The sequence below is a fragment of the Arthrobacter sp. Ms25 genome, from assembly GCF_059090365.1.
In genome coordinates this window covers 560,286-582,078 of the sequence record NZ_JBNHFP010000004.1, presented here as the reverse complement: position 1 = coordinate 582,078, position 21,793 = coordinate 560,286, and the positions used below count along the sequence as shown (strand labels likewise).

Below are 21,793 nucleotides of genomic sequence, written 5' to 3'. Positions count from 1 at the left end.
GCCGGGCGGGTCAGGAAACCTCCGGTGCCCCCTCGGCCAATGCCGCCACGACGGCGGGCAGCAGCGCGCGGAATGCCTGCCCCCGGTGGCTGATGGCGTTCTTTTCCCCGCTGCTCAGTTCGGCACAGCTGACCGTGCGGCCGGCAGGCTGCAGGATCGGGTCGTAGCCGAAGCCGCCCGATCCCCGGGGGGATTCCAGCAGGGTTCCCCGAAGCTCCCCGCGTTCCACGGTTTCACCGCCGCCGGGCAGGGCCAGGGCGGCAGCGCACACGAAGGCCGCTCCCCGGTGCTCGGCGGAAATGTCCGCGAGCTGGGCCAGGAGCAGTTCAAGATTCGCCGCATCGTCGCCGTGCCGGCCGGACCAGCGCGCCGAGAAAATGCCCGGCGCTCCCCCGAGTACGTCCACGGCCAGACCGGAATCGTCTGCCACGGCGGGCAGGCCGGTGGCAGCCGCTACCGCATGGGCCTTGAGCAGCGCGTTTTCTTCGAAGGTCACCCCGGTTTCGGCGATGTCGGGAACGCCGGCGGCCGCGGCGTCGATCACCTGGGTATCGACGTCGAGCCCGGGCACCTGCCCGCGCAGCAGTTCCCGCAGTTCGCGCAGCTTGCCCGGGTTGCGGGTGGCCAGGACCAGGCGCGCTGAAGCCTGCGGCATTTAGGCCGTGCCCAGGGTCTGCCGCTGGATGGCGGCGAGTTCGGCGGTGCCGGCCAGGGCCAGGTCGAGCAGGGCATCCAGTTCCGCACGGTCAAATGGAGCGCCTTCGGCCGTACCCTGCACCTCGACGAACTTGCCCGAGCCGGTGACCACTACGTTCATATCGGTTTCCGCCCGCACGTCTTCGACGTACGGCAGGTCCAGCATCGGAACGCCGTCGATGATGCCCACGCTGATGGCCGCCACGGTGTCCAGCAGCGGGGACGCGTTGCGGGCAATGAGCTTGTTCTCCTTCGCCCAGGCCACGGCGTCGGCGAGCGCCACGTAGGCACCCGTGATGGCGGCGGTGCGGGTGCCGCCGTCGGCCTGAAGGACGTCGCAGTCCAGGACAATGGTGTTTTCGCCCAGGGCCTTGGTGTCGATGATGGAGCGCAGCGAGCGGCCGATGAGGCGGGAGATTTCGTGGGTGCGGCCGCCCAGCTTGCCCTTGACCGATTCGCGGTCGTTGCGGGTGTTCGTGGCCCGCGGCAGCATGGCGTATTCGGCCGTGACCCACCCCTTACCTTCGCCCTTGAGCCAGCGCGGCACGCCGGGGGTCAGCGACGCGGTGCACAGGACCCGGGTGTTGCCGAACTCGATCAGGGCCGAACCTTCGGCCTGCTTGGACCAGCCTCGGGTAATGGTGATGCTGCGCAGCTGGTCCGGGGTACGGCCGTCCGAGCGGACGACGGCGGCGGGCGTAGTGGAAACAGGGTTGTTCGGGGCGGGAGTCATGGGCCCAGTCTATCGGCCGGGCGGTCCGCGGCCGCTGACGGGTACGGACCGGATGCGCCGCTACCCTTTCCCTCCCGCTGCCCGGCTCTTAGGGTGGCGCCGTACCGCCGGACCTTCTCCCCCGGGCGGACGCGCGGCAGGGGCAGGCGGCAGGGGCAGGGGGCAGGGGCAGGCGGCAGGGGCAGGGGGCAGGGCAAATGACGCAGAAAGGATCGGCATGCACGTGCGCAGACTGTCATCTTGGGGAATTGCCGTGTCACTGGCCCTGGCAGCGGCCCCGGCAACGGCAACAGCGGCGGAACCCGCCGTCACGGAACTCGGCGGGGCGCTTCCCGGCGGAGCAACATGGGCGGCGCACCTGCCGCAGGACTGGAACGGGAAACTGGTGCTGTACAGCCACGGCTTCCGGCCCGGCCCCGACAACCCGGCAGAGGACCCCGGCTTCGAGTCCACCGCCGCCGCGTTGACCGACCGGGGCTTCGCGGTCGCGTCGTCGTCCTATGCAACCACCGGCTGGGCACTGGGAACAGCCGTCGAGGACCAGCTGGGCACCCTGGCCGCCTTCACTGCCGCGGCGGGCGAACCGGTCCGGACCATTGCCTTCGGCACCTCGATGGGCGGCCTGGTCAGCAGCCTCATCGCCGAGACCCCGGACAGCGGCGTGGACGGAGCAGTGAGCACCTGCGGCCTGCTGGGCGGCGGAATCAACCTGAACAATTACCAGTTGGACGGGATCCACGCGCTCGCCGAACTGCTCCTGCCCGGAGCCGACCTGCAGCTGACGGGATTCCGCACTGCCGAAGAAGCAGGCCCCACCATCGACGCACTGCTGGGTGCGGTGCAGCAGGCACAGGCGATGCCGGAGGGCCGGGCACGGCTGTCCCTGGCAGCCGCCCTGATGAACACGCCCACCTGGTTCAGCGGTGATACCGCACCGAATCGGTGGGTCTATACCGCCCAGCAGGAGGCCCAGTACAACTGGCTGCTGCAGACCATCCCGTTCGTGGTCGGCTCACGTGCCTCGATCGTCAACGCTGCCGACGGCGACAGCGGCTGGAATGCAGGGGTGGATTACGGTTCCCTGCTGAAGGACTCGGCGCAGCGGCAGCAGGTCGCGGCACTGTACCGCAGCGCCGGCCTGGACCTGCGCGGCGACCTGCAGGCCATCACCTCCACCGCGGACATCACTCCGGATCCGGAGGCGCTGGAGTGGATGGACTCCACCTCCACTCCGCACGGGAAACTCCTGATGCCGGTGCTGACCATGCATACACTGGCCGACATCCTGGCGCCGGTGGAATACATGGAAGAGTACGCGGACACGGTCCGGGACGCCGGCGCGGGCGCGCTGCTGCGCCAGTCCTACGTCGAACGGACAGGGCACTGCAGCTTCACAGACGCGGAACGGGTTGCGGCGGTGCTGGCCATGGATGAACGGCTCGACTCCGGACGCTGGGGGAACCTGGCCGAACCCCGCCGGCTCGACCGGGCTGCCGAGTCGCTGGAACTGGGCGAAGCGGACTTCATCAGGTACCGTCCCGCAGAGTTCGTCAACGACCGGAGCTACCGGCAGGAACCCGGGCACGGCCCCGGGTACGGGCACGGCCCCGGGTACGGGCACGGCCCCGGGTACGGGCACGGCCCCGGGTACGGGCACGGCCCCGGGTACGGGCACGGCCACGGGAAGGGCCGGTAACGACAGGCTTATCCCACCGGCCGGGCCCCGCCCGGCACAGCCAGCGGGGCAGCGAAGGGGCTGCCGACGTCGTAGGAGACACCGGCGACGGCAACGGCCAGGTCCCCGGCGTAGGTTTCCCGTGCTTCCGCAACGCTGACGCTGGCATCGTTCCACACCGGCAGGTGCGTAAGGAGCAGCCGCCGGGCGTTTGCGGCAGTCGACGCTGCCCCGGCGCGGCGTCCGGTCAGGTGCACGCCGTCTATGGCATCGTCGCGGCCCTCGTGGAAGGCCGCCTCGCAGAGGAAGACGTCGGTGTCCCGGGCGGCATCCTCCAGGCCCGGACAGGAGTCGGTATCCCCGGAATAGGCCAGGGTCCGCAGGACCGGCTCGCCGTCGGCATTGAGGGTGCGTGCTTCCACGCGCAGGGCGTAAGCCTCTTCCGCCGGGTGGCGGACCGGATAGGGCGTCACGGTGAACGGCCCGATCCGGACGGGGCTGCCCGCTGTCCAGTGAGAGAACTCGAAGTCCTCGTGCATTCCCGGATCCGGGTCCAGCCCGTAGGCCGTGGCCATCCGGTCGGCCGTGGCCGCCGGCCCCCAGACCTTGATCCGGTCCCGGTTCCAGCCGGACGGGTCCCAATGCACGGCCACGTGCAGCCCGCACAGGTCCATGCAGTGGTCCGGGTGCAGGTGGGTCAGCAGGACGGCGTCAATGTCCCGCAGGTCCATGTAGCGCTGCAGGGCGCCCAGCGAACCGTTGCCCAGGTCGAGCAGGATCCGCCAGTCGCGCACGCCGTCGTTGGCCGTCACCAGGTAGCAGGACGCCGGCGACGCCGGGCCGGGGAAGGAACCGCTGCAGCCCACAATGGTCAGTTTCATTGAATGCCGTTCCGGGAGGCGCCGATGTGCGCTTCCATGCGTTCAGGGGCATCCGCCCGGGCGGCGGCAATCATCTGCGGGGTGACCCGGGCCATGCTGCCGGTGGGGTAGTGCGCGGCCACGTGCTCCACGTGCTGGACGCTGAGGACCTCGGGGCCCAAGAAGCGCCGGGCGAGCAGCTCGAAGGAGGCCGAATCTCCGGTGGCAACAAAAGTGTGTTCCGGAGCAGTCTGCAGCCGCCGTTCGATCCCGTGCGAAATCAGCGCCCGGTACACGTCCTTGGCGGTCTCCTCGGCACTGGATACAAGGGTGACGCCGTCACCCATGACGTAGGAAATCACGCCGGTAAGGAGCGGATAGTGGGTGCAGCCCAGGACCAGGGTGTCCACGTTCCGGGCCTTCAGCGGAGCCAGGTATTCCTCCGCCGTGGCCAGCACATCGGGGCCGGAGGTGATTCCCGCTTCCACGAACTCCACGAACGCCGGGCAGGCCACCGAGGACACCTGCAGGTGCGGGGCCGCGGCAAAGGTGTCGTCATAGGCACGTGAGCCCACCGTGGCGGCCGTGCCAATGACGCCGATCCGTCCGGTGCGGGTGGCGGCCACTGCGCGGCGGACGGCCGGCTGGATGACTTCAATGACCGGGATGCCGTACCGGCGGGTGTAGCGTTCGCGGGCATCGCGCAGGACGGCGGCCGAAGCCGAGTTGCACGCAATCACCAGGAGCTTGACGCCGGAATCCACCAGCTCGTCCATCACGCCCAGGGCCTTGGCCCGGACTTCGGCGATGGGCAGGGGTCCGTAGGGCCCGTTGGCGGTGTCCCCCACGTACATGACGGCTTCATTGGGCAGCTGGTCCAGGACGGCACGGGCCACGGTCAGGCCGCCCACGCCGGAGTCGAAAATGCCGATCGGCGCGTCCGGATCCTTGATCCGGACTGCTTCAGGCTGTGACGTGCCCAGGGGATGTGCGGGGATGCTGGCCGGGTTCGAACTCATAATGTAACGACAATAGCCCTCCCCCGTGCGCTGGGACATTCACGGACCCGTGCCCTTGCTCACAAAGTTTTTTCCGGTTGCGGGCAGATCCGCGTCAGCGCAGGGAGCCGAGCAGCGCCTGCATCAAAGTCTCCTGCAGCCATGTGACGAAGTTGTACACCAGGGCAAGGTACCCGTCGACGTCCTCCGCCTTGGACGGATCGGTGATGTCATGCAGCCGCTCCGCCGCTTCGTCGTCGTCAATGCCCAGGCGGTCGGCCAGCACCAGCCGGACGTCATTGAGCGCCCGGGCGAAAAGCTGCGCCTGCTCGGTGTCCAGCCGCAGCGGAGCCGCTTCCAGCTGCAGTGCGGCGGCACGGAGGGCGCCCTGCTTCGTTTCCCGCAGCGAGCGCTCCGTGAAGCGGCGGAACTCCAGGGCGTCGTCGTCGTTCCCTGCGGTGCCGTTGGGCAGCAGCCGGAGCAGCGCCGAATCATCGGGAACTGCTGCCGAAGGGTCGATGCCGACCATGGCGGCGAGCGGATCGGTGTCCGCAGCGGTGTCCGGTTCCAGGAGCTCCTGGACATCGGAGAAGAGCTTGCGCAGCAGGTCCCGCTCCTCCGGATCCAGGTTGGCGGTGATGCCCTTGCGGGTGAGCTTGAAGCCGGTGGCCACGTTTATCCGTTTCTGTTCTGGGTCGTTGGGGAGGCGTTAGGGGGCAGGTGCGGGGAACCGGCGGAGCTAGGCCGCGTCCGCTTTCTGGAAGGTGGCCCAGAGTCCGAAGGAATGCATCGCGAGGGTATCGCGTTCCGCGGATTCGCGTGAGCCCGTGGCCACTACGGATTTCCCGGCCTGGTGCACCTCCAGCATCAGGCGGTGGGATTTGGACTCCGAGTAGCCGAAATAGCTCTGGAAGACGTAGCTGACGTAGCTCATCAGATTCACCGGGTCATTCCAGACAATCACGACCCAGGGGATGTCCGCGGCTGTGAGGCTTTCGGTCTCCTCACGTGTCAGGGTGTCCGTTCCGGTCGCAGTGCTGGTAGCCATGGGTTCAATTGTAGTGAGGAATCCGTTGCCGACCTGCGCCGGCCACCGTCTAGCCAATCGGGATAAGCGGGTTAGAGTTTTGCCTGTGAACAGTCCCGTCTCCTCCCCGAATTCCGCTCTGTATACGGACCACTACGAGCTGACCATGCTCCAGGCCGCACTCCACGCGGGTACGGCCTCCCGCCGGTCCGTGTTCGAAGTCTTCGCCCGGCGTCTGCCGGACGGCCGCCGCTACGGCGTGACCGCCGGAACCGGCCGCATCCTCGAAGCCCTGGAGAACTTCCGCTTTGAACAGCCGCAGCTGGACTTCCTGGCGGCCGCCAATGTGGTGGATGAAGGTACCCTCGCCTGGCTGGCCGACTTCCGGTTCTCCGGCAACATCTACGGTTATGCCGAGGGCGAGGCGTATTTCCCCCAGTCTCCGCTGCTGATTGTCGAGTCCACGTTCGCCGAGGCGTGCATCCTCGAAACCATGATCCTGTCCATGCTCAACCATGACAGCGCCATTGCCTCCGCGGCCTCCCGCATGACCAGCGCGGCCGACGGCCGGCCCTGCATTGAAATGGGATCCCGCCGCACCCATGAGGAGGCCGCCGTGGCCGCCGCCCGTGCCGCGGTGATTGCCGGGTTTGCCAGCACCTCCAACCTCGAGGCGGGCCGGCGCTACGGCCTGAAGACGGTGGGCACCGCCGCCCACTCCTTCACCCTGCTGCACGACTCCGAAAAGGAAGCCTTCACCGCACAGACCGCGGCGCTCGGGACGGGAACCTCCCTGCTCGTGGACACCTACGACGTTGAGCAGGGGGTCCGTACTGCCGTAGAAGTCGCCGGGCCGTCGCTGGGCGGCGTGCGGCTGGATTCCGGCGACCTGGTGGCGCAGGCGCGCTGGGTCCGCGACCTGCTCGACGAACTGGGCAACACCGAGACCCGCATCATGGTCACCTCCGACCTGGACGAGTACGCCATCGCGGCGCTCGCCTCGGCCCCCGTGGATGCCTACGGCGTCGGCACGTCCCTGGTCACCGGATCCGGTGCCCCCACCGCCGGCATGGTCTACAAGCTGGTCAGCCGCGAGGGAGAGGACCACGAGTTCGTCTCCGTCGCCAAGGCCGCGAAGAACAAGGTGTCGCTCGGCGGGCGGAAGTACGCGCTGCGGCGCCTGAATGAACAGGGCACCGCGACGGCCGAGGTGATCGGCATCGGCCACGCCCCCGGGAACGACGGCGACGACCGCACGCTGCTGCACCAATTCGTGGCCGACGGCGAGATCCTGCCCGGCTGGACCGGCCCCGGGGCGGTGGAGCGTGCAGCACGGCGGCACGCTGCCTCCCTCGCAGAACTTCCCACCTCGGTGAACCGCCTGCAGCGCGGCGAACCGGCCATCCCCACCGAATACGAGGAGTAACCATGGCCCGCGCCCTGATTATTGTCGATGTGCAGAACGACTTCTGCGAAGGCGGCTCGCTGGCGGTGGCCGGCGGGGCCGCCCTCGCCGGTGACATCACCGACTATGTGGAGAGTTCCGCCGGCCGGTACGACCTGGTGGCGGCAACCCAGGACTGGCACATCGATCCCGGTGCGCATTTCTCCGAGACACCGGACTTCGTGGACTCGTGGCCGCGGCACTGCGTGGCGGGCACTGCCGGCGCCCAGCTGCACGCGGACCTGGACACCGAGCTGGTGGACGCCTTCTTCCGCAAAGGACAGTACGAAGCCGCCTATTCCGGGTTCGAGGGTGTCCTGGCCCCCGACGTCGAGGTGCCCCTGGGCGAACCGGAGGCGGAGCCCGACGCCGACGCCGAGACGCTCAGCCTGGATGACTGGCTGCGGGATAACGACGTGGACGAGGTGGTGGTGCTGGGCCTGGCCGCGGACTACTGCGTCCGCGCCACCGCGCTGGACGCCGTGGCCGCCGGCTACACCACTGCGGTGATTCCGGAGCTGTGCCGCGGCATCAAGCGGGAGACCACGCTCGCCGCCTGGGCGGAACTTGAAGACGCCGGCGTGGAAATCATCGACCTGTAGCCCGGACCCGGACAGGGACCCAAAGGGAGGGCCGGCCGTTTGAAGCGGCTGGCCCTCTGCCGTTCCCTGCGGCCGGCGCCGCCTACTTACGGCCGATGAACCAGTCCTGCAGCTTCTTCAGCCGCTTGTTGAGCTGCTCCTCGTTGGCCTGGGCCACGGGCGGACCGCCGCAGATCCGGCGCAGCTCGCTGTGCACGACGCCGTGCGGCATGCCCGAGCGGGCGGACCACGCCGAGACGTTCTTTGCCAGCTCGCCGCGCAGCTCGGTCAGCCGGCGGTGGTCCACCACTTCGGGGGCCTCCGCAGGAACCTCCGCAGCGGCACCTGAGCGGCGGCCGCGGCGGGACAGCTGCTCATGCTGGCGCTGGCGCAGCAGCGTGCTCATCTGGTCCGCGTCCAGCAGGCCCGGGATGCCGAGGAAATCCTGCTCCTCCTCACTGCCCAGCGCGCCGCCGGTGCCGAACTCGCCGCCGTCGAACAATACCCGGTCGAAGGATGCCTGGGATTCCAGGGCCTCGAATTTCTGCTTGGTGAGCTCGCCGGAGGCCTTTTCCTCGCGGTTCGCCGCCTCCATCAGGCTGTCCTCGAGGCCGAAGCCCTCTTCCTCCAGATGGTTGTCCGGGCGGTCCAGGGCGTGGTCGCGTTCCACTTCCATCTCGTTGGCCAGCGCCATCAGGGTCGGCACGGAGGGCAGGAACACCGATGCGGTCTCGCCGCGCTTGCGGGCACGGACGAAACGGCCCACGGCCTGTGCGAAGAACAGCGGGGTGGCGGTGGAGGTGGCGTATACGCCGACCGCGAGGCGCGGGACGTCCACGCCTTCGGACACCATCCGCACGGCCACCATCCAGCGCTGGGTGCCGGCGGAGAACTCCTCGATCTTTTCGGAAGCCTTCGCATCGTCCGAAAGGATCACGGTGGGAGACTCGCCCATGATCTTCTTCAGCCAGCCTGCGTACGCGCGGGCGTCGTCGTGGTCGGTGGCGATCACCAGCCCGCCGGCGTCGGGCACGGACCGGCGCACCTCGGTGAGGCGGCGGTCCGCGGCGGCCAGCACCGCTGGAATCCATTCCCCGGTGGGGTTCAGGGCGGTACGCCACGCCTGCGCCGTAATGTCCTTGGTCACCGCGGCCTCGCCCAGCGACGCAGCCATTTCGTCGCCGGCGCTCGTCCGCCAGCGCATCTGCCCGGAATAGGCCATGAACATCACCGGGCGGACCACATGGTCCTTGAGGGCCTGGCCGTAGCCGTAGGTGTAGTCGGCCTTGGACCGGCGGATGCCGTCCCCGTCTTCGGCGTACTCCACGAACGGTATGGCGGCCGTATCCGAGCGGAACGGCGTACCGGTCAGGGACAGCCGCTTCACCGCAGGCTCGAAGGCTTCGCGGATGCCGTCGCCCCAGGACAGCGCGTCGCCGCCGTGGTGGATCTCGTCCAGGATCACCAGCGTGCGGGCAGCCTCGGTCTTGGCGCGGTGCAGCATCGGTTTGGACGCCACCTGGGCGTAGGTGACGGCCACGCCGATGAACCCGTGGCCGTGCCGGCCGTCGGCGTTCTTGAAGTTCGGATCGATGGCCAGTCCCACCTTGGCGGCGGCGTCGGCCCACTGCCGCTTCAGATGGTCCGTCGGGGCGACGACGGTGATGCGGTTGACGATTCCGCGTTCCACCAGTTCGTTGGCCACGCGCAGGGCGAAGGTGGTTTTACCGGCGCCGGGGGTGGCGACGGCCAGGAAGTCGCTGGAGTTCGATGCGAAGTACTTCTCCAGGGCCTCCGCCTGCCACTGGCGCAGCTTCGGGGCGGTGCCCCAGGCGGCACGCTCGGGGTAGGCGGGCGGCAGGGACGCACCGGCGCCGAACAGGGTTTCGGAACTCACGCGGTAAACGCAACCTTTCTCACTTCTCGATTGGTTGTTGCCGTGCGGGCACCGGACGGGCGCAGCGCTGAGCGGCTGCACACGGGCGCAGGCGTTAACACGTAGGTCATGCAGGCATCAGGACTAACTGCCTTCACCACGGAAGGCTGGGAAACGGAGCAGGCAGGAAACGGCCGGACAGGACAGGCTACTTCTTACCCTTGGGGCTGTCGCCTTCGGGGCGCAGGCCGTCATAGATTTCCTTGCAGGTGGGGCAGACGGGGAACTTTTTCGGGTCCCGCCCGGGGGTCCAGACCTTGCCGCAGAGGGCGATGACGGGTTCGCCCGACAGCGCCGATTCCATGATCTTTTCCTTGCGCACGTAGTGGGCAAAGCGCTCACTGTCGCCGGGTTCCAGCTCTTCGCGCAGTTCTTCGCGCTCGATAGTGGCCGTGGACGTACCGTTGTCATCCAGGCGGCGGGGATCGTTTTCGAAAGGATCGGGAGGCAGGCTCATGGGTTCCATCTTAGTACCCGCCGACTATTTGTTGACGGAGACCTGCTGCAGCAGTTCCGGCCCGCGCGCGTCCAGCCACCGTCCGCCCAGCCGGATCCCGAGGATCAGCACCGCCGTCCCCAGGACCAGTCCCGCGAGCAGTGTCACAACTGCCCAGAGAGTGCTTTCCAGGACGACGGCGAGCACTCCGGGAACGAGCACGGGCAGCAGCAGGACGAAGGCCACCAGGCTGAAGGCGCCCTGCACGAGCAGGGCCCGGCCGGTGGAGCCGGGCGGGGTCTTGAACGCGTTCTCCCCCGGCAGCGGGACGTTGTACGTGTAGCGGGCCGACACCGCGCTGGACAGGCCCAGTCCCACCAGCAGGGCGCCCAGGCCGACGCCCAGGACCGGCACGGCCATCACGGCGTTTCCGGTCAGGACGGCCGGGAGCACTGATGCCGCCAGCACCGCCGGGACGGCGAAGACGGCGCACCCGAGGGCCCGTCCGGCCCGGTCCGCACGCCCGCTCACCCCGGTGGCCAGATGCAGCGCGAACGCCGTGTTGTCGTAGGACACGTCGGCGTGCAGCGAGAATCCCATCAGGAACCCGACCAGCGGGCCGAGCACAAGGGTGACCAGCAGCCCGCCGCCGGCCTCCGAGTTGTTCCCGGCGAAGATCAGCACCACGGCCAGCAGCGGAATGATGAGCAGCGAGGCGCTGTAGCGCGGATCCCGCAGCCAGTAGATCAGCGCCCTGGCGGCCACCGCACCCGTGGGGGTGGCCGGGAAACGGGCGAACAGTCCCGGCCCGGCGGCGCTGCGCGGCGCGGCGGCCTGGGGCGGACGCACCAGCGCCCGCAGCAGCAGCGCCCGCCAGGCCGCCACCAGCACGGCCAGGAAAAGCACGCTGATCAGGGCCTTGGCCGCCGCAGTACCGTAGCTGCCGGCGGCAATGTCGCCCGGAACGGCCCACACCGAGCCCAGGGGCGTCCAGGACAACCCCTCCGCGAGGCGGGGAAGGAATGCTCCGCCGGCGCTGATGCCCTCGCCCAGGGCACTGATGATCGGCCCCAGCAGGACCAGCGGAATGACCAGCAGCAGCCCCGTTGCCTCACGGAACCGGCGGGATCCGGTCAGGGAGACCGCTGCGGCCACGGTGACGCGGGAGGCGGTAATGCAGGTGAAGACCGCCACGCCCGAGAGCAGGAGCGCTGCTGCCAGCGCCGCCGGCACCCGGTACCAGCTCAGGGCCTGGGCCAGTACGGCCAGCAGCGTGGTTGCGCCCGGAATGCCGATCAGTCCGCCCACGGCCAGGCCGGTGAGCAGCTGCGGAACCGGAACGGCGTAGGTGGCGAAGCGGGCCGGGTCCAGGGTCAGGTCCACCCCGGAAAACGCCACCGGGATCAGCGCCCAGCCCAGGACCGTTGCCGAGCCGGCCAGCACCACCGCCGTCCGGGCGAGTGCAGGATCGGCACCGACAACGTACAGCGCGCCCAGAAGCAGCACCAGCAGGCCGAGGGCGTACAGCACGCCCAGGATGATGCCGACCAGCTGCCAGGGGCTGCGCTTCAGGGAATTGCGCAGCAGCAGGAGCTTCAGCCTCAGAAGGTGCGCAACCATTCCAGCCCCTCTGCATGGGTGCGGCCGCCCACCAGCGAAACGAAGCGGTCCTCCAGGCTGGTGGTGCCGCGGACCTCGTCCAGCGTTCCCGCAGCCAGCAGGTTTCCGCCGGCCACGACGGCAACGTGGTCACACATCCGCTGCACCAGGTCCATGACGTGGCTGGAAACAATCACGGTGCCGCCGGCGCCGACATAGTCGGTGAGAATGTCCCGGATATTCGCTGCGGAGACGGGATCAACCGCTTCGAACGGCTCGTCCAGGACCAGGAGGCGCGGTGCGTGGATCAATGCGGAGGCCAGGGCGATCTTCTTGGTCATGCCGGCGGAGTAGTCCACCACCAAAGTGCCGGCGTCGGCGCTGAGGTCCATGGCGGCCAGCAGGTCCTTCGTCCGCGAGGCCACCGTCTCCCGGTCCATCCCGCGCAGCAGCCCGGCATACGTCACCAGCTGTTCCCCGGTCAGCCGGTCAAAGAGCCGGACACCGTCCGGCAGGATCCCCATCAGCCGCTTGGCTTCCAGAGGCCTGGACCAGACATCGGTGCCGTGCACCAGTGCGGTGCCCACATCCGGACGCAGCAGCCCGGTGGCCAGCGAGAGCAGCGTGGTCTTGCCGGCTCCGTTAGGGCCTACCAGGCCATAGAACGAGCCCTGCGGCACGTCGAGGCTGATGCCGTTGACGGCCGTCTTGCGGCCGAAGTTCTTGGCCAGCCCCCGGAGCGCGAGGGCCGGAACGGGATCCGGTGTCGAGGTCATGGACCAAGCCTAGCTACCCCGGACGGAGGTGTCCTCGGCCAAAGGGACCGGATTTCCGGCTCCTGGTCCCCGCGGGACTCCGCCGCGGGGACCAGGAGCAGGGACCGGGAGCGTCCTAGAACGTACCGCTGCGCGCGGCCCGCTCGTACTGCGGCACCCAGGGCAGCTTGGCGTCCAGCTCCGCAGCCGCACGCATCCACCAGTGCGGGTCCCTGAGCGCGGCACGGGCCACCAGGACGGCATCCGCGGAACCCGCCTGCAGGATTTCCTCAGCCTGGGTACCGGAATCGATGAGTCCGACGGCGGCCGTGGGCACGGACGCGCCGCGGCGGACCGCTTCGGCATATTCCACCTGGTAGTTCGGGCCGACCGTAATCGAAGCACCGGGGACGGCGCCGCCCGTGGAGACATCCACCAGGTCCACTCCGTGCTCCCGGGCAGCGCGTGCCAGGACCACCGAGGATTCCGCGTCCACTCCCCCGGGCATCCAGTCCGTGGCGGAGATGCGCAGCAACAGCGGCATCGAATCGGGAATCACTGCCCGTACCGCGTCGATCACCTCCAGGGTCAACCGGTTCCTCCCGGCTTCATCCCCGCCCCAGCCGTCGGTTCGGGTGTTGACCAGGGGGCTGAGGAACTGATGCAGCAGGTAGCCGTGCGCGCCGTGGATTTCGATGGTGTCGAAACCGGCATCCACCGAACGCACCGCGGCGTCGGCGAAGTCGCGGATGACCTGCCGGATCCCCGCCTCATCCAGCTCGGTCGGGGCCGCGTAGGTGCCGAACGGCTCCGCCGTGGGACCAACGGTCTGCCAGCCGCCCTGGTCCAAAGGCACGCTGCCGCGCTCGGCAGCGAAGGGGGGATACGTGGAGGCCTTGCGTCCAGCGTGCGCGAGCTGGATGCCGATACGGGCGTCCACGGCGCCGTGCCGGTGGACGAAACCGGTGATGCGCTGCCAGGCCTCAGCCTGCCGGTCATTCCAGATACCGGTGTCCTGCGGGCTGATCCGGCCTGCCGGATTCACCGCGGTGGCCTCGGTGATGATCAGGGCTGCGCCGCCGGCTGCAAAGGAGCCCAGATGCATCAGGTGCCAGTCGTTGGGCACGCCGGGCGCGTTGCCGGGGTCGGCGGGATCGGCGGCATCCGCACTGTACTGGCACATGGCGGCAACCCAGCCGCGGTGCGTCAGCTCCAGGCCCCGCAGGGTGAAGGGATCAAAGAGGGAGGAGGCGTCCATAACGTTCCGGCCGTCCTAGAAAAGTGCCCGGGCGAGGGCGGAGCGGGCCTTGGTGACCCGGGGATCGGCTACGCCGACCACTTCAAACAGGTCCAGCAGCCGCAGCCGCGCCGTTTCACGGTCCTCGCCGTGCACCCTGCCGATCAGGCCGGTGATGCGGCGGAAGGCGTCCTCGACGTGGCCGCCGGCAATGTCCAGATCGGCCACGGCAAGCTGCGCCTGCACGTTGTCGGGTTCTTCGGCGCCGGCCCGGCGGACCTCATCCGCGTCCGCGCCGCGCAGCCGGGACATGAGTTCCACCTGGGCCAGTCCGGCCTTCGCTTCCGCGTCCGCCGGCATCTCGGCCAGCGCCCTGCGGTAGGCCGCGGCGGCGGTGTCGTAGTCCTCGGCGTTGATGGCGTCAAAGGCTTCCTGGTGCAGCGGCGGCAGCGGGGCTTCCTCCGCCGGTGCCTGCTCCGTTCCGCCCTCGAGGGAACCGTTGACGCCGTTGGCAGCGGCCACCTGCATCAGTTCACCGATCAGGGCGCGGATCTGCTCCTCGGGCAGCAGCCGGTCCAGCAGCGGCACGGGCTGGCCCTTGATTACTGCGGCGACGGTGGGGACGGCCACTGCAGAGAAGGCCTGGGCGATCTGCGGGTAGGCCTGCGCATCCACGCGGGCCAGCAGCATCCGCCCATTCTGCTCCACCGCGATGGCGGCCAGGATGGCGGAGACCTGCTGCGAGTCTGGGCTGGCATCCGAATACAGGTCAATGACCACGGGGACTTCGGCCGACAGCTGGACCACCTGCGGGAAGGTCTGTTCCGAGACCTGCACCACGAAAGGTGACGGCCCGGGCGCGGCCGCGGCCGGACCTGTGGAGCCGGCGGACGGTGCCGCAGGGGCGGCGGAGCGGGCCTTGAGGGCGGAGAGGTCGACGGCACCCCGCAGGTTCATGGAGGAGGGGGCCGCCGGGGACGGGCGGTGGTTCGGTGTGGTCATTTCTTCACCTTATTACGCCGCGCCCGTCCACCGGCAAGCCCGCACCCTGCCTACTTGAGCTTTGCGGAGAGCAGTTCCTGGGCTGCACCCACCACCAGCGCCTGGCCGCTGCTGCCGGAGGCCGGTACGTAGAGCATCACGGCTTCACCGTGGGTGACGTCGATGCCCTTGTCGGTGTTCGGCCGCCCGGTCAGCGCCTGGTAGACCGTGCCTTCGAGGTTGACCGAATCCCCTGCTTCCTTGGGCGTGCTTGTGAACGTGTTGGACAGGTAGCCGAACACGATGGCACCGCCGTCGTCGGTCCGCAGGGCATACGTTCCGTTCGGGTCCGCCGAGTGGGCAAAGGTGTTGGAGGCGAATTCGTTCTTCGGGTCGCTCTGCACCTGCTGCTGGAACTTGACCACGTCTTCACTGAACCGGTTGCCGGCAAAGGTGTCCTTGTTCGCGCCCTCCGGGGTGGTCAGGGAGTCGGCCAGGGCGGCAACCGCGGCCTCCGGCGACATCGCCAGCCCGTTGTCCGAATCCGCCGGGATCTGGTCTGCCCCGGCGTCGGCCGCGGGAGGCTGCGGGAAGGTGCTGGCCGGCAGCATCTGCACGGCGGACACCAGCTTGTAGTTGTCCCGGGCCGAGTCCTGGACCAGCAGCAGTGCCTGCGGCACCGGGTTGTCCTCGCCCTGGGTGACGGCAACGACGGTGCGGGGCCAGTCAGCCGCCGTGCCGACCGACTGGGTCCGCAGCGTTTGGGCGGCAACAGGCACCGGAGCCTCGTGGTCGGCGGACTTCGCCGCCACTGCGTAGTTCGCTTCGCGCATCGCGTAAGCGGCGCCGCTGACACGCGGCGCCAACAGCGAGGCGTCCTTGGCGGCGTCGCCGGCCTGGACAGTTCCTGCCACGGAATCCAGGATGCGGCTGAGCTGGGAATCCAGGATCACCGGACGGCTGCCGGCAGCGTCGGATTCTCCGGCCACGGCGGGTGCGGAACCAGCCACCAGCATGGCTGCGGCGGCAGCGGCCAGGAACGCCGGCCGGCGGCGGCCAGCTGCGGCTGCCGTGAATGCCGACGTCGTTCCCGAAACCGTCGGTTCCTTGCCTGCCGGCGCGTTGTCGGGTGCAGCACTGCTGCGCCGGCTGCGGCGCGGTCCGTCCGAACCGCTGCGCAGGAAGGCCAGCGCCAGGCCGAGAACGGCCAGCAGGGCACCGGCGACGATCAGCGGAACCGCGAAGGGACGCGTGGCATCGTTTTCCCAGGTAAGGGTGACATCGGAGGGGGCGGGAGCGGTTCCGTCCGCCGCGAGCAGGATGCGCCACTCGCCCTCGTCGGGGGCTTCCCACGTATAGGACAGCTCGCCTTCGCCGGACTCCTCAATCACCCAAAGGTCGGAGCCGGCGGGATCCGGAGCGGTCTTTCCGGTCTTGTCCGTGCCGACAGTCAGGCCCTGGCTTCCGTCACCGGGACCCAGCCGGGTGGCGGCGGCGTCGGCCACCCACGCCTGGACGTCGTTGGCACGGCCAACCGCCAGGGTGAAGGGTTCCTCCGAACGGACAGTGATATCCACGCCGTCCGGATAATCGGCCAGCAGTTCCGGTTCCAGGACGGTGACCGAAGCCTCATCCCCGCTGCCGGCGGACGCCGTCGAGACCGATTCGGTCTCCGGAGGTGCCCAGAACGTGCGCTGGCCAATGCCTATCAGCATCAGCAGCACCCCGAGGACGATCAGCGGAACTGCAAATTTGTTTCGCACAACTTACCTATCTTCAGTCTGGGCACATGACATGGCAGTGCGGCGAATTCCCGTCCCGGCAGGCAGGAACGAAGCTCCGGAATGCGGCGGTGAAATCACAGCGGGTCAAAAATGTCCTGGCACTTGATAACCCAATGGTAACGAAATCCGTTCAGAGCACCCATTCGACTTCCGTCACCGGCATTTCCCGGCGCAGGCAGGCACCGGAAAACCGGGACCTGCCGCCTGCCCGGCTGGTAAGGTTTCGGTTCGTACCAGGAGCCCGGAAGGCAGAGGAGAAACGCGCGAATGAGCGAAAACGAGGACGTACCCGTCCACGCGCCGCTCCCCGGCCCGGCGGATGGAAACCCTGCGGATAAACCGAACCCCGCAGCGGGCCGCGCCCCGCTGCCGGGGTTCCTTTCCACGGCAGCCGACCGCGTGCGCTACAGCCTGCGCCACGGGGTTCCCGGCGCCCGGCCGCGGCCGCGGTTCGAATTCCCGCCCGAGGATCCGGCCGGACCGGAAATCACCGTCGACGACGACGTGCGTCTTCCCGACGAACGCCTGAGTGTCAGCGGCGGCGGGCAGGAGGCCGACCCGGGGAGCCTGCGTGCCCACCCCATCTATTTCGGTTTCATGCTCACCGTCGGCGTGGGCCTGGCCCTGCTCCTCTTCTTCGTCATCACCAACGTCGGTGAACTGCTCGTCTGGATCGGCGCCGCCCTGTTCATTGCGCTGGGGCTGGACCCGGTGGTCCGCTGGCTGGCTGCGCGCGGGCTCCCCCGCCCCGCCGGGATTGCCGTCACGGTGCTGGTGCTGGCCGGGGTCGTCACGGCTTTCTTTGCCACGCTGATCCCCACCATCGTGAGCCAAACGACCGAAATCATTGCCAGGGCCCCGGGCTACGTCAACGATTTCCTCGCTTCGGACTTCTTCGTCAACATCGACAAGCAGTTCCAGGTCCGCGACCGCATCGAGGAAGAAGCGGGCCGCTTCTTCTCGGACAGCTCTGCCGTCGGGGGCATCTTCGGCGGGGTGCTCAGTGTGGGTACGGTGATCGCCAACGGCCTGTTCGGCGCCCTGATCATCCTGGTCCTGACCCTGTACTTCCTGGCGTCGCTGCCGTCGATGAAGAAATGGGCCTACCGGCTCGCGCCGCGCAGCCGCCGCCGCCGCGTCGAGGCCCTGTCGGAGGAAATCACCGGCAGCGTCGGAAACTACGTGATCGGCCAGGGCCTGGTCGCGTTGCTGGACGCCACCTACGCCTTCATCGTCATGACCATCACCGGGGTGCCGTTCTCGGTATTGCTGGCGTTCCTGGTCGCGTTGCTGGCGTTTATTCCGTTGGTGGGCCCGCCCATCGCCCTGGTGCTGGTGTCCCTGGTGGCCCTGACCGAGGGCTGGCAGACGGCCGTGGTCTTCGCGATCCTGTATATGGCCTACCTGCAGTTCGAGGCCTACTTCGTCTCGCCGCGTGTGATGCAGCGGGCCGTTGCCGTGCCCGGCGCCGTCGCCGTCATTGCCGTGATTGCCGGAGGCAGCCTGCTGGGGGTCCTGGGGGCGCTGATCGCCATTCCCACGGCAGCCGCCATCCTGCTGCTGCTCAAGGAAGTCTTTATCGCCCGGCAGGACGTGCACTGAGCCGGACGTCCACCGGCCCGCGCCTGCCTGCGGTCCGGGCTCAGTAGCGGCGGCGGATCCGCCAGCAGTGGTTATGCCAGTGCCGGCGGCCTTCCACGGCGCTCTGCCGCCCCAGCAGCGAGTCCTCCTGCCACACCACGAGGTGGGCAGTGCCCGGCGGGATAGTCTGTGCACAGCCGGGGCACCGGTAGTCCTTGGCGGCCTTGGAGGCAGTGATTTGCCGCACCGACCACTCGCCGTCGGGGCCGCTTTCACGCATCGGAATACCGGTCCGTGTACGTTCCAGATCCCGCTCCGGCGGGGCGGACGCCCACTTGCGGCGGGCGTTCCGGCCTGCGGCGCTTCCGGAGGCGGGCGCGCGGCGGGGATGATTCGAACGGGGCATAGAAGTCATTTTGCCGCAGTTCAGCCGGTAAAGTGCAACTGTGCGTTTAGTGATAGCCCGCTGCTCCGTTGACTACGTCGGCCGCCTCCGTGCCCATCTGCCCCTGGCCGTAAGGCTCCTCATGGTGAAGGCGGACGGTTCCGTCCTGATCCATTCCGACGGCGGATCCTACAAACCGCTGAACTGGATGAGCCCTCCGGCTACCCTGCGCAGCGTGGCACCGGACGAGACGGACGCCGAGGCCGGCGTCACCGAAGTCTGGAATGTGCAGAGCGCCAAGACCGATGACCGCCTCATCATCAGCATTTATGAGCGTTTCTCCGACGTGTCCCACGACCTCGGCACCGATCCCGGCCTGATCAAGGACGGTGTCGAAGCGGATCTGCAGCGGCTGCTGGCTGAACAGATCCACCGGCTCGGCGAGGGCCACACGCTGATCCGCCGGGAGTATATGACCGCCATCGGCCCCGTGGACATCCTCGCCCGTGACGCCTCCGGTGCGACGGTGGCCGTGGAGCTGAAGCGCCGCGGAGACATCGACGGCGTGGAGCAGCTGACCCGCTACCTGGAGCTGCTCAACCGCGACCCGCTGCTGGCACCGGTACGGGGCATTTTCGCTGCCCAGCAAATCAAACCGCAGGCACGCGTGCTCGCCGAGGACCGCGGAATCACCTGCCTCACCCTCGACTACGACGCGATGCGCGGCGTGGATGACCGGGATTCCCGGCTGTTCTGATTCCCCTGGGCCTGCGCGCTGAAAACACGTGGAAAAAACTTCCTCAATATTTCGTTTTCGGCATTGACCAGCCATATGGGTTATGCGACCCTATTACCAAGTCTTTGTGTAGGTGTTTTTTCATGCTCGCAAGACCGTTGCGAGTGAGAAGCTCCTCAAGGAACTGCTGAATGGCAAGAACTTGGGCTTTCTTGCTTCAGTAACATAACCGGCACGGAGCGTGCAGGTAAGTTCCCCCTTATGAGGAGAAAACAATGGCTCAGGGTACCGTCAAATGGTTCAACGCTGAAAAGGGCTTCGGCTTCATCACCCCGGACGACTCCGACGGCGACGTCTTCGTCCACTACTCCGAAATCCAGACCAACGGATTCAAGACCCTCGACGAAAACCAGCGGGTTTCCTTCGAGATCGGCCAGGGCGCCAAGGGCCCCCAGGCCACCGGCGTCACCGCTCTCTAAGGCTCCACACTTTCTTTCCGCAAGGAAATAAAGGAAAGCCCCCGGCATTTGCCGGGGGCTTTCCTTTTGTTTGCAGGGGTCCGTTACCCCCGGCGGCGGACCACGCCGGCGCCCAGCGCCCGCAGGTTCTCCATGAACCGCTCATAGCCGCGGTCAATATGGTCCACGCCGCGCACTTCGGTGGTCCCGTCAGCGGCGAGACCCGCGATGACCAGGGCCGCACCTGCCCGGATGTCGTTGGCCACCACGGGGGCGCCGGAGAGCAGCGGAACCCCCTGGATCAGGGCATGATGCCCGTCGAGCCGTACTACGGCTCCGAGCCGGGCCAGTTCGGAGGTGAACCCCCAGCGGGCCTCGAAGACATTCTCCGTCACCATGCCGGAGCCGGTGGACACGGCGTTGAGGGCCACCACGAAGGGCTGCAGGTCCGTCGGGAACCCGGGGTAGGGCAGCGTGGAAACGTTGATCGGTTCCGGACGGGCCGGTCCCTTGACGGTGAAGCCGTCCTCCCCCGTGCTGACCTCGCAGCCCGCTTGGACCAGCTTGTCCAGCACCACCGCCAGGGCGGACGCATCGGCGGAGCGCACCTCTATATCGCCGCCGGTGATGGCCGCAGCGAAGGCCCAGGTGCCGGCCACGATCCGGTCCGGCACCACCCGGTGCTCCACGGGATGCAGTTCCCGCACCCCGTCGATGACCAGCGTGTTGGTCCCTACCCCGCTGATCTTCGCACCCATGCCGATCAGCATCCGCGCAATGTCGGTGATCTCCGGTTCCCGGGCGGCGTTGTCGATCACCGTGCGCCCGCGCGCAAGCGTCGCAGCCATCATCAGGTTTTCGGTGGCCCCGACGGAGGGGAAGTCCAGGATGTGGCCGGCGCCGTGCAGCCCTTCCGGCACCGAGGCGACCAGGTAGCCGTGGTCGATGCCGATCTCGGCGCCCATGAGTTCCAGTCCGGCACGGTGCATGTCCAGTCCCCGGGAGCCAATGGCGTCCCCGCCGGGCAGTGCCACCTCCGCGCGGCGGCAACGGGCCACCAGGGGGCCCAGCACGGAGATGGAGGCACGCATCGCGCGGACCAGGTCATAGTCCGCCTGGTGCCCCAGCTCGTTCGGGACGTCCACGGCGACCGTGGCGGCGTCGACGTCGTAATCCACCGTGCAGCCGAGCCGACGCAGCAGCTCCGCCATGATCCACACATCCTGGATGTTGGGCACGTTGGTGATGACCGAGCGGCCCTGCGCAAGCAGGGTCGCCGCCATGAGCTTCAGGACGCTGTTCTTCGCCCCCGGGACTGTGACGGTCCCGCGAAGGCTGGACGGACCGCTAACAACAATGACGTCTTCCATTACTCCATACTAGGGGCCGCCGGCCGCCGTCCCGGGCAGCAAAAAAGGCACAGGGACATGTCCCTGTGCCTTTTTTTGCAGACGGCTACCGCCAGGTGCCGATACCAATCACCGGGCCGGCTTCCACCCATGATGACAGTCCCGTATAGGCCTCGTAGCTCATGGCTACCAGGACCTCGCTGCCCTGGTAGTTCAGCCGAACGACGACGGCGCCGGGCTGGATCCGGGCGCGCTCAGCCTCGGTGGGCTCCCGCCAGCCGGCCATTTCCAGTGAACTGCGCAGGAAACGGTACGGCGGGCGGGGGCTCAGCGACACCAGGCGCAGCCATTCCAGATGGGTGTCCGTATAACGGCAAACCCCCATCCGCCACCCCGCAGGGGGGAAGCAGATGGAGGCATCGAAGGTCCCCAGGGTGCGCTGCAGCTGGCTGCGGCGCACCCCGAACAGAACCACCGTCAGGACCAGCAGCCCCAGCAGGGCCGCCAACGCAATGAACACATAGGAGCTGTCCATCGGAAGG

Annotated in this window: 22 protein-coding genes; 6 read left to right on the top strand and 16 right to left on the bottom strand. The window is 68.3% G+C overall.

Going from position 1 to position 21,793, the window contains the following annotated elements:
• Window positions 1-10: 10 nt before the first annotated feature.
• Both rdgB and rph read right to left on the bottom strand, forming a co-directional pair.
• Window positions 11-655 carry an RdgB/HAM1 family non-canonical purine NTP pyrophosphatase gene (rdgB, locus tag AC5RT8_RS14255; protein ID WP_494096350.1) on the bottom strand — a complete coding sequence of 215 codons (645 nt, stop codon included), beginning with the start codon at window positions 653-655 and terminating at the stop codon, window positions 11-13.
• Window positions 656-1,429 (bottom strand): ribonuclease PH, encoded by a 774-nt coding sequence (gene rph / locus AC5RT8_RS14250; RefSeq protein ID WP_494096349.1) that lies wholly within the window; start codon window positions 1,427-1,429, stop codon window positions 656-658.
• 223 nt (window positions 1,430-1,652) lie between these two features.
• Here rph and AC5RT8_RS14245 point away from each other — a divergent pair, with 223 nt between their 5' ends.
• Complete coding sequence (locus AC5RT8_RS14245) at window positions 1,653-3,125, top strand: alpha/beta fold hydrolase (protein ID WP_494096348.1); 1,473 nt, start codon at window positions 1,653-1,655, stop codon at window positions 3,123-3,125.
• Window positions 3,126-3,133: 8 nt separating this feature from the next.
• On the opposite strand, the gene AC5RT8_RS14240 is transcribed toward AC5RT8_RS14245, so the two are convergent.
• The 4 genes from AC5RT8_RS14240 to clpS form a co-directional block, all read right to left on the bottom strand.
• A complete protein-coding gene (locus AC5RT8_RS14240) occupies window positions 3,134-3,985 on the bottom strand; it encodes an MBL fold metallo-hydrolase (protein ID WP_494096347.1) in 852 nt (283 codons plus the stop codon).
• Window positions 3,982-4,983 (bottom strand): glutamate racemase, encoded by a 1,002-nt coding sequence (gene murI, locus AC5RT8_RS14235; protein WP_494096346.1) that lies wholly within the window; start codon window positions 4,981-4,983, stop codon window positions 3,982-3,984. The genes AC5RT8_RS14240 and murI overlap by 4 nt, the downstream gene beginning before the upstream one ends.
• Before the next feature lie 94 nt (window positions 4,984-5,077).
• Entirely contained in the window at window positions 5,078-5,635 is a 558-nt protein-coding gene (locus AC5RT8_RS14230; protein ID WP_494096345.1) for a DUF2017 domain-containing protein, read from the bottom strand.
• 66 nt (window positions 5,636-5,701) lie between these two features.
• The gene (clpS, locus tag AC5RT8_RS14225; protein ID WP_494096344.1) at window positions 5,702-6,010 is read right to left on the bottom strand and encodes an ATP-dependent Clp protease adapter ClpS; all 309 of its coding nucleotides are present in this window, start codon (window positions 6,008-6,010) and stop codon (window positions 5,702-5,704) included.
• A gap of 85 nt (window positions 6,011-6,095) precedes the next feature.
• On the opposite strand from clpS, the gene AC5RT8_RS14220 reads away from it, so the two are divergent.
• Together AC5RT8_RS14220 and AC5RT8_RS14215 are read left to right on the top strand one after the other, a co-directional pair.
• Window positions 6,096-7,415, top strand: coding sequence for a nicotinate phosphoribosyltransferase (locus AC5RT8_RS14220; protein WP_494096343.1), 1,320 nt, complete (start codon window positions 6,096-6,098; stop codon window positions 7,413-7,415).
• Window positions 7,416-7,417: 2 nt separating this feature from the next.
• Window positions 7,418-8,035, top strand: coding sequence for an isochorismatase family protein (locus AC5RT8_RS14215; RefSeq protein WP_494096342.1), 618 nt, complete (start codon window positions 7,418-7,420; stop codon window positions 8,033-8,035).
• Between the two features lie 82 nt (window positions 8,036-8,117).
• Here the strand turns inward: AC5RT8_RS14215 and AC5RT8_RS14210 are convergent, their stop codons facing one another.
• The 7 genes from AC5RT8_RS14210 to AC5RT8_RS14180 all read right to left on the bottom strand — a co-directional run bounded on the left by AC5RT8_RS14210 (window position 8,118) and on the right by AC5RT8_RS14180 (window position 16,721).
• A complete protein-coding gene (locus tag AC5RT8_RS14210) occupies window positions 8,118-9,911 on the bottom strand; it encodes a DEAD/DEAH box helicase (RefSeq protein WP_494096341.1) in 1,794 nt (597 codons plus the stop codon).
• A gap of 187 nt (window positions 9,912-10,098) precedes the next feature.
• A complete protein-coding gene (locus tag AC5RT8_RS14205) occupies window positions 10,099-10,407 on the bottom strand; it encodes a DUF3039 domain-containing protein (RefSeq protein WP_494096340.1) in 309 nt (102 codons plus the stop codon).
• 24 nt (window positions 10,408-10,431) lie between these two features.
• On the bottom strand, window positions 10,432-12,006 hold the full coding sequence (locus tag AC5RT8_RS14200) for a transporter (protein WP_494096339.1): 1,575 nt from the start codon (window positions 12,004-12,006) through the stop codon (window positions 10,432-10,434).
• Window positions 11,988-12,761, bottom strand: a complete 774-nt coding sequence (locus AC5RT8_RS14195) for an ABC transporter ATP-binding protein (protein ID WP_494096338.1) — start codon at window positions 12,759-12,761, stop codon at window positions 11,988-11,990. The genes AC5RT8_RS14200 and AC5RT8_RS14195 overlap by 19 nt, the downstream gene beginning before the upstream one ends.
• Window positions 12,762-12,876: 115 nt before the next feature.
• Entirely contained in the window at window positions 12,877-13,998 is a 1,122-nt protein-coding gene (locus AC5RT8_RS14190) for an NADH:flavin oxidoreductase/NADH oxidase (protein ID WP_494096337.1), read from the bottom strand.
• A gap of 15 nt (window positions 13,999-14,013) precedes the next feature.
• Window positions 14,014-14,979: a co-chaperone YbbN gene (locus AC5RT8_RS14185; protein WP_494096336.1), complete on the bottom strand. Its 966-nt coding sequence runs from the start codon at window positions 14,977-14,979 to the stop codon at window positions 14,014-14,016.
• Window positions 14,980-15,029: 50 nt separating this feature from the next.
• Window positions 15,030-16,721 carry a DUF8094 domain-containing protein gene (locus AC5RT8_RS14180; protein WP_494096335.1) on the bottom strand — a complete coding sequence of 564 codons (1,692 nt, stop codon included), beginning with the start codon at window positions 16,719-16,721 and terminating at the stop codon, window positions 15,030-15,032.
• A gap of 288 nt (window positions 16,722-17,009) precedes the next feature.
• Here AC5RT8_RS14180 and AC5RT8_RS14175 point away from each other — a divergent pair, with 288 nt between their 5' ends.
• On the top strand, window positions 17,010-18,344 hold the full coding sequence (locus AC5RT8_RS14175) for an AI-2E family transporter (RefSeq protein WP_494096334.1): 1,335 nt from the start codon (window positions 17,010-17,012) through the stop codon (window positions 18,342-18,344).
• A 40-nt stretch (window positions 18,345-18,384) separates the two neighbouring features.
• Here the strand turns inward: AC5RT8_RS14175 and AC5RT8_RS14170 are convergent, their stop codons facing one another.
• Complete coding sequence (locus AC5RT8_RS14170) at window positions 18,385-18,729, bottom strand: Rv1322 family protein (RefSeq protein ID WP_494096333.1); 345 nt, start codon at window positions 18,727-18,729, stop codon at window positions 18,385-18,387.
• A gap of 40 nt (window positions 18,730-18,769) precedes the next feature.
• Between AC5RT8_RS14170 and nucS the strand changes: the two genes are divergently transcribed.
• Both nucS and AC5RT8_RS14160 read left to right on the top strand, forming a co-directional pair.
• Window positions 18,770-19,465, top strand: coding sequence for an endonuclease NucS (nucS, locus tag AC5RT8_RS14165; protein ID WP_494096332.1), 696 nt, complete (start codon window positions 18,770-18,772; stop codon window positions 19,463-19,465).
• Between the two features lie 254 nt (window positions 19,466-19,719).
• On the top strand, window positions 19,720-19,923 hold the full coding sequence (locus tag AC5RT8_RS14160; RefSeq protein ID WP_146361532.1) for a cold-shock protein: 204 nt from the start codon (window positions 19,720-19,722) through the stop codon (window positions 19,921-19,923).
• 83 nt (window positions 19,924-20,006) lie between these two features.
• Here AC5RT8_RS14160 and murA read toward each other — a convergent pair whose 3' ends face one another.
• Together murA and AC5RT8_RS14150 are read right to left on the bottom strand one after the other, a co-directional pair.
• Window positions 20,007-21,272, bottom strand: a complete 1,266-nt coding sequence (gene murA, locus AC5RT8_RS14155) for a UDP-N-acetylglucosamine 1-carboxyvinyltransferase (protein ID WP_494096331.1) — start codon at window positions 21,270-21,272, stop codon at window positions 20,007-20,009.
• 85 nt (window positions 21,273-21,357) lie between these two features.
• Window positions 21,358-21,786 (bottom strand): DUF2550 domain-containing protein, encoded by a 429-nt coding sequence (locus AC5RT8_RS14150; RefSeq protein ID WP_494096330.1) that lies wholly within the window; start codon window positions 21,784-21,786, stop codon window positions 21,358-21,360.
• Window positions 21,787-21,793 lie beyond the last annotated feature (7 nt).

Excerpts from the sequence above, each read along its gene's own strand:
- rdgB (WP_494096350.1), bottom strand. The coding sequence starts at position 655 with ATGCCGCAGGCTTCAGCGCGCCTGGTCCTGGCCACCCGCAACCCGGGC.
- rph (WP_494096349.1), bottom strand. The coding sequence starts at position 1,429 with ATGACTCCCGCCCCGAACAACCCTGTTTCCACTACGCCCGCCGCCGTC.
- AC5RT8_RS14240 (WP_494096347.1), bottom strand. The coding sequence starts at position 3,985 with ATGAAACTGACCATTGTGGGCTGCAGCGGTTCCTTCCCCGGCCCGGCG.
- murI (WP_494096346.1), bottom strand. The coding sequence starts at position 4,983 with ATGAGTTCGAACCCGGCCAGCATCCCCGCACATCCCCTGGGCACGTCA.
- clpS (WP_494096344.1), bottom strand. The coding sequence starts at position 6,010 with ATGGCTACCAGCACTGCGACCGGAACGGACACCCTGACACGTGAGGAG.
- AC5RT8_RS14215 (WP_494096342.1), top strand. The coding sequence starts at position 7,418 with ATGGCCCGCGCCCTGATTATTGTCGATGTGCAGAACGACTTCTGCGAA.
- AC5RT8_RS14205 (WP_494096340.1), bottom strand. The coding sequence starts at position 10,407 with ATGAGCCTGCCTCCCGATCCTTTCGAAAACGATCCCCGCCGCCTGGAT.
- AC5RT8_RS14200 (WP_494096339.1), bottom strand. The coding sequence starts at position 12,006 with ATGGTTGCGCACCTTCTGAGGCTGAAGCTCCTGCTGCTGCGCAATTCC.
- AC5RT8_RS14195 (WP_494096338.1), bottom strand. The coding sequence starts at position 12,761 with ATGACCTCGACACCGGATCCCGTTCCGGCCCTCGCGCTCCGGGGGCTG.
- AC5RT8_RS14190 (WP_494096337.1), bottom strand. The coding sequence starts at position 13,998 with ATGGACGCCTCCTCCCTCTTTGATCCCTTCACCCTGCGGGGCCTGGAG.
- AC5RT8_RS14185 (WP_494096336.1), bottom strand. The coding sequence starts at position 14,979 with ATGACCACACCGAACCACCGCCCGTCCCCGGCGGCCCCCTCCTCCATG.
- AC5RT8_RS14175 (WP_494096334.1), top strand. The coding sequence starts at position 17,010 with ATGAGCGAAAACGAGGACGTACCCGTCCACGCGCCGCTCCCCGGCCCG.
- AC5RT8_RS14170 (WP_494096333.1), bottom strand. The coding sequence starts at position 18,729 with ATGCCCCGTTCGAATCATCCCCGCCGCGCGCCCGCCTCCGGAAGCGCC.
- AC5RT8_RS14160 (WP_146361532.1), top strand. The coding sequence starts at position 19,720 with ATGGCTCAGGGTACCGTCAAATGGTTCAACGCTGAAAAGGGCTTCGGC.
- murA (WP_494096331.1), bottom strand. The coding sequence starts at position 21,272 with ATGGAAGACGTCATTGTTGTTAGCGGTCCGTCCAGCCTTCGCGGGACC.
- AC5RT8_RS14150 (WP_494096330.1), bottom strand. The coding sequence starts at position 21,786 with ATGGACAGCTCCTATGTGTTCATTGCGTTGGCGGCCCTGCTGGGGCTG.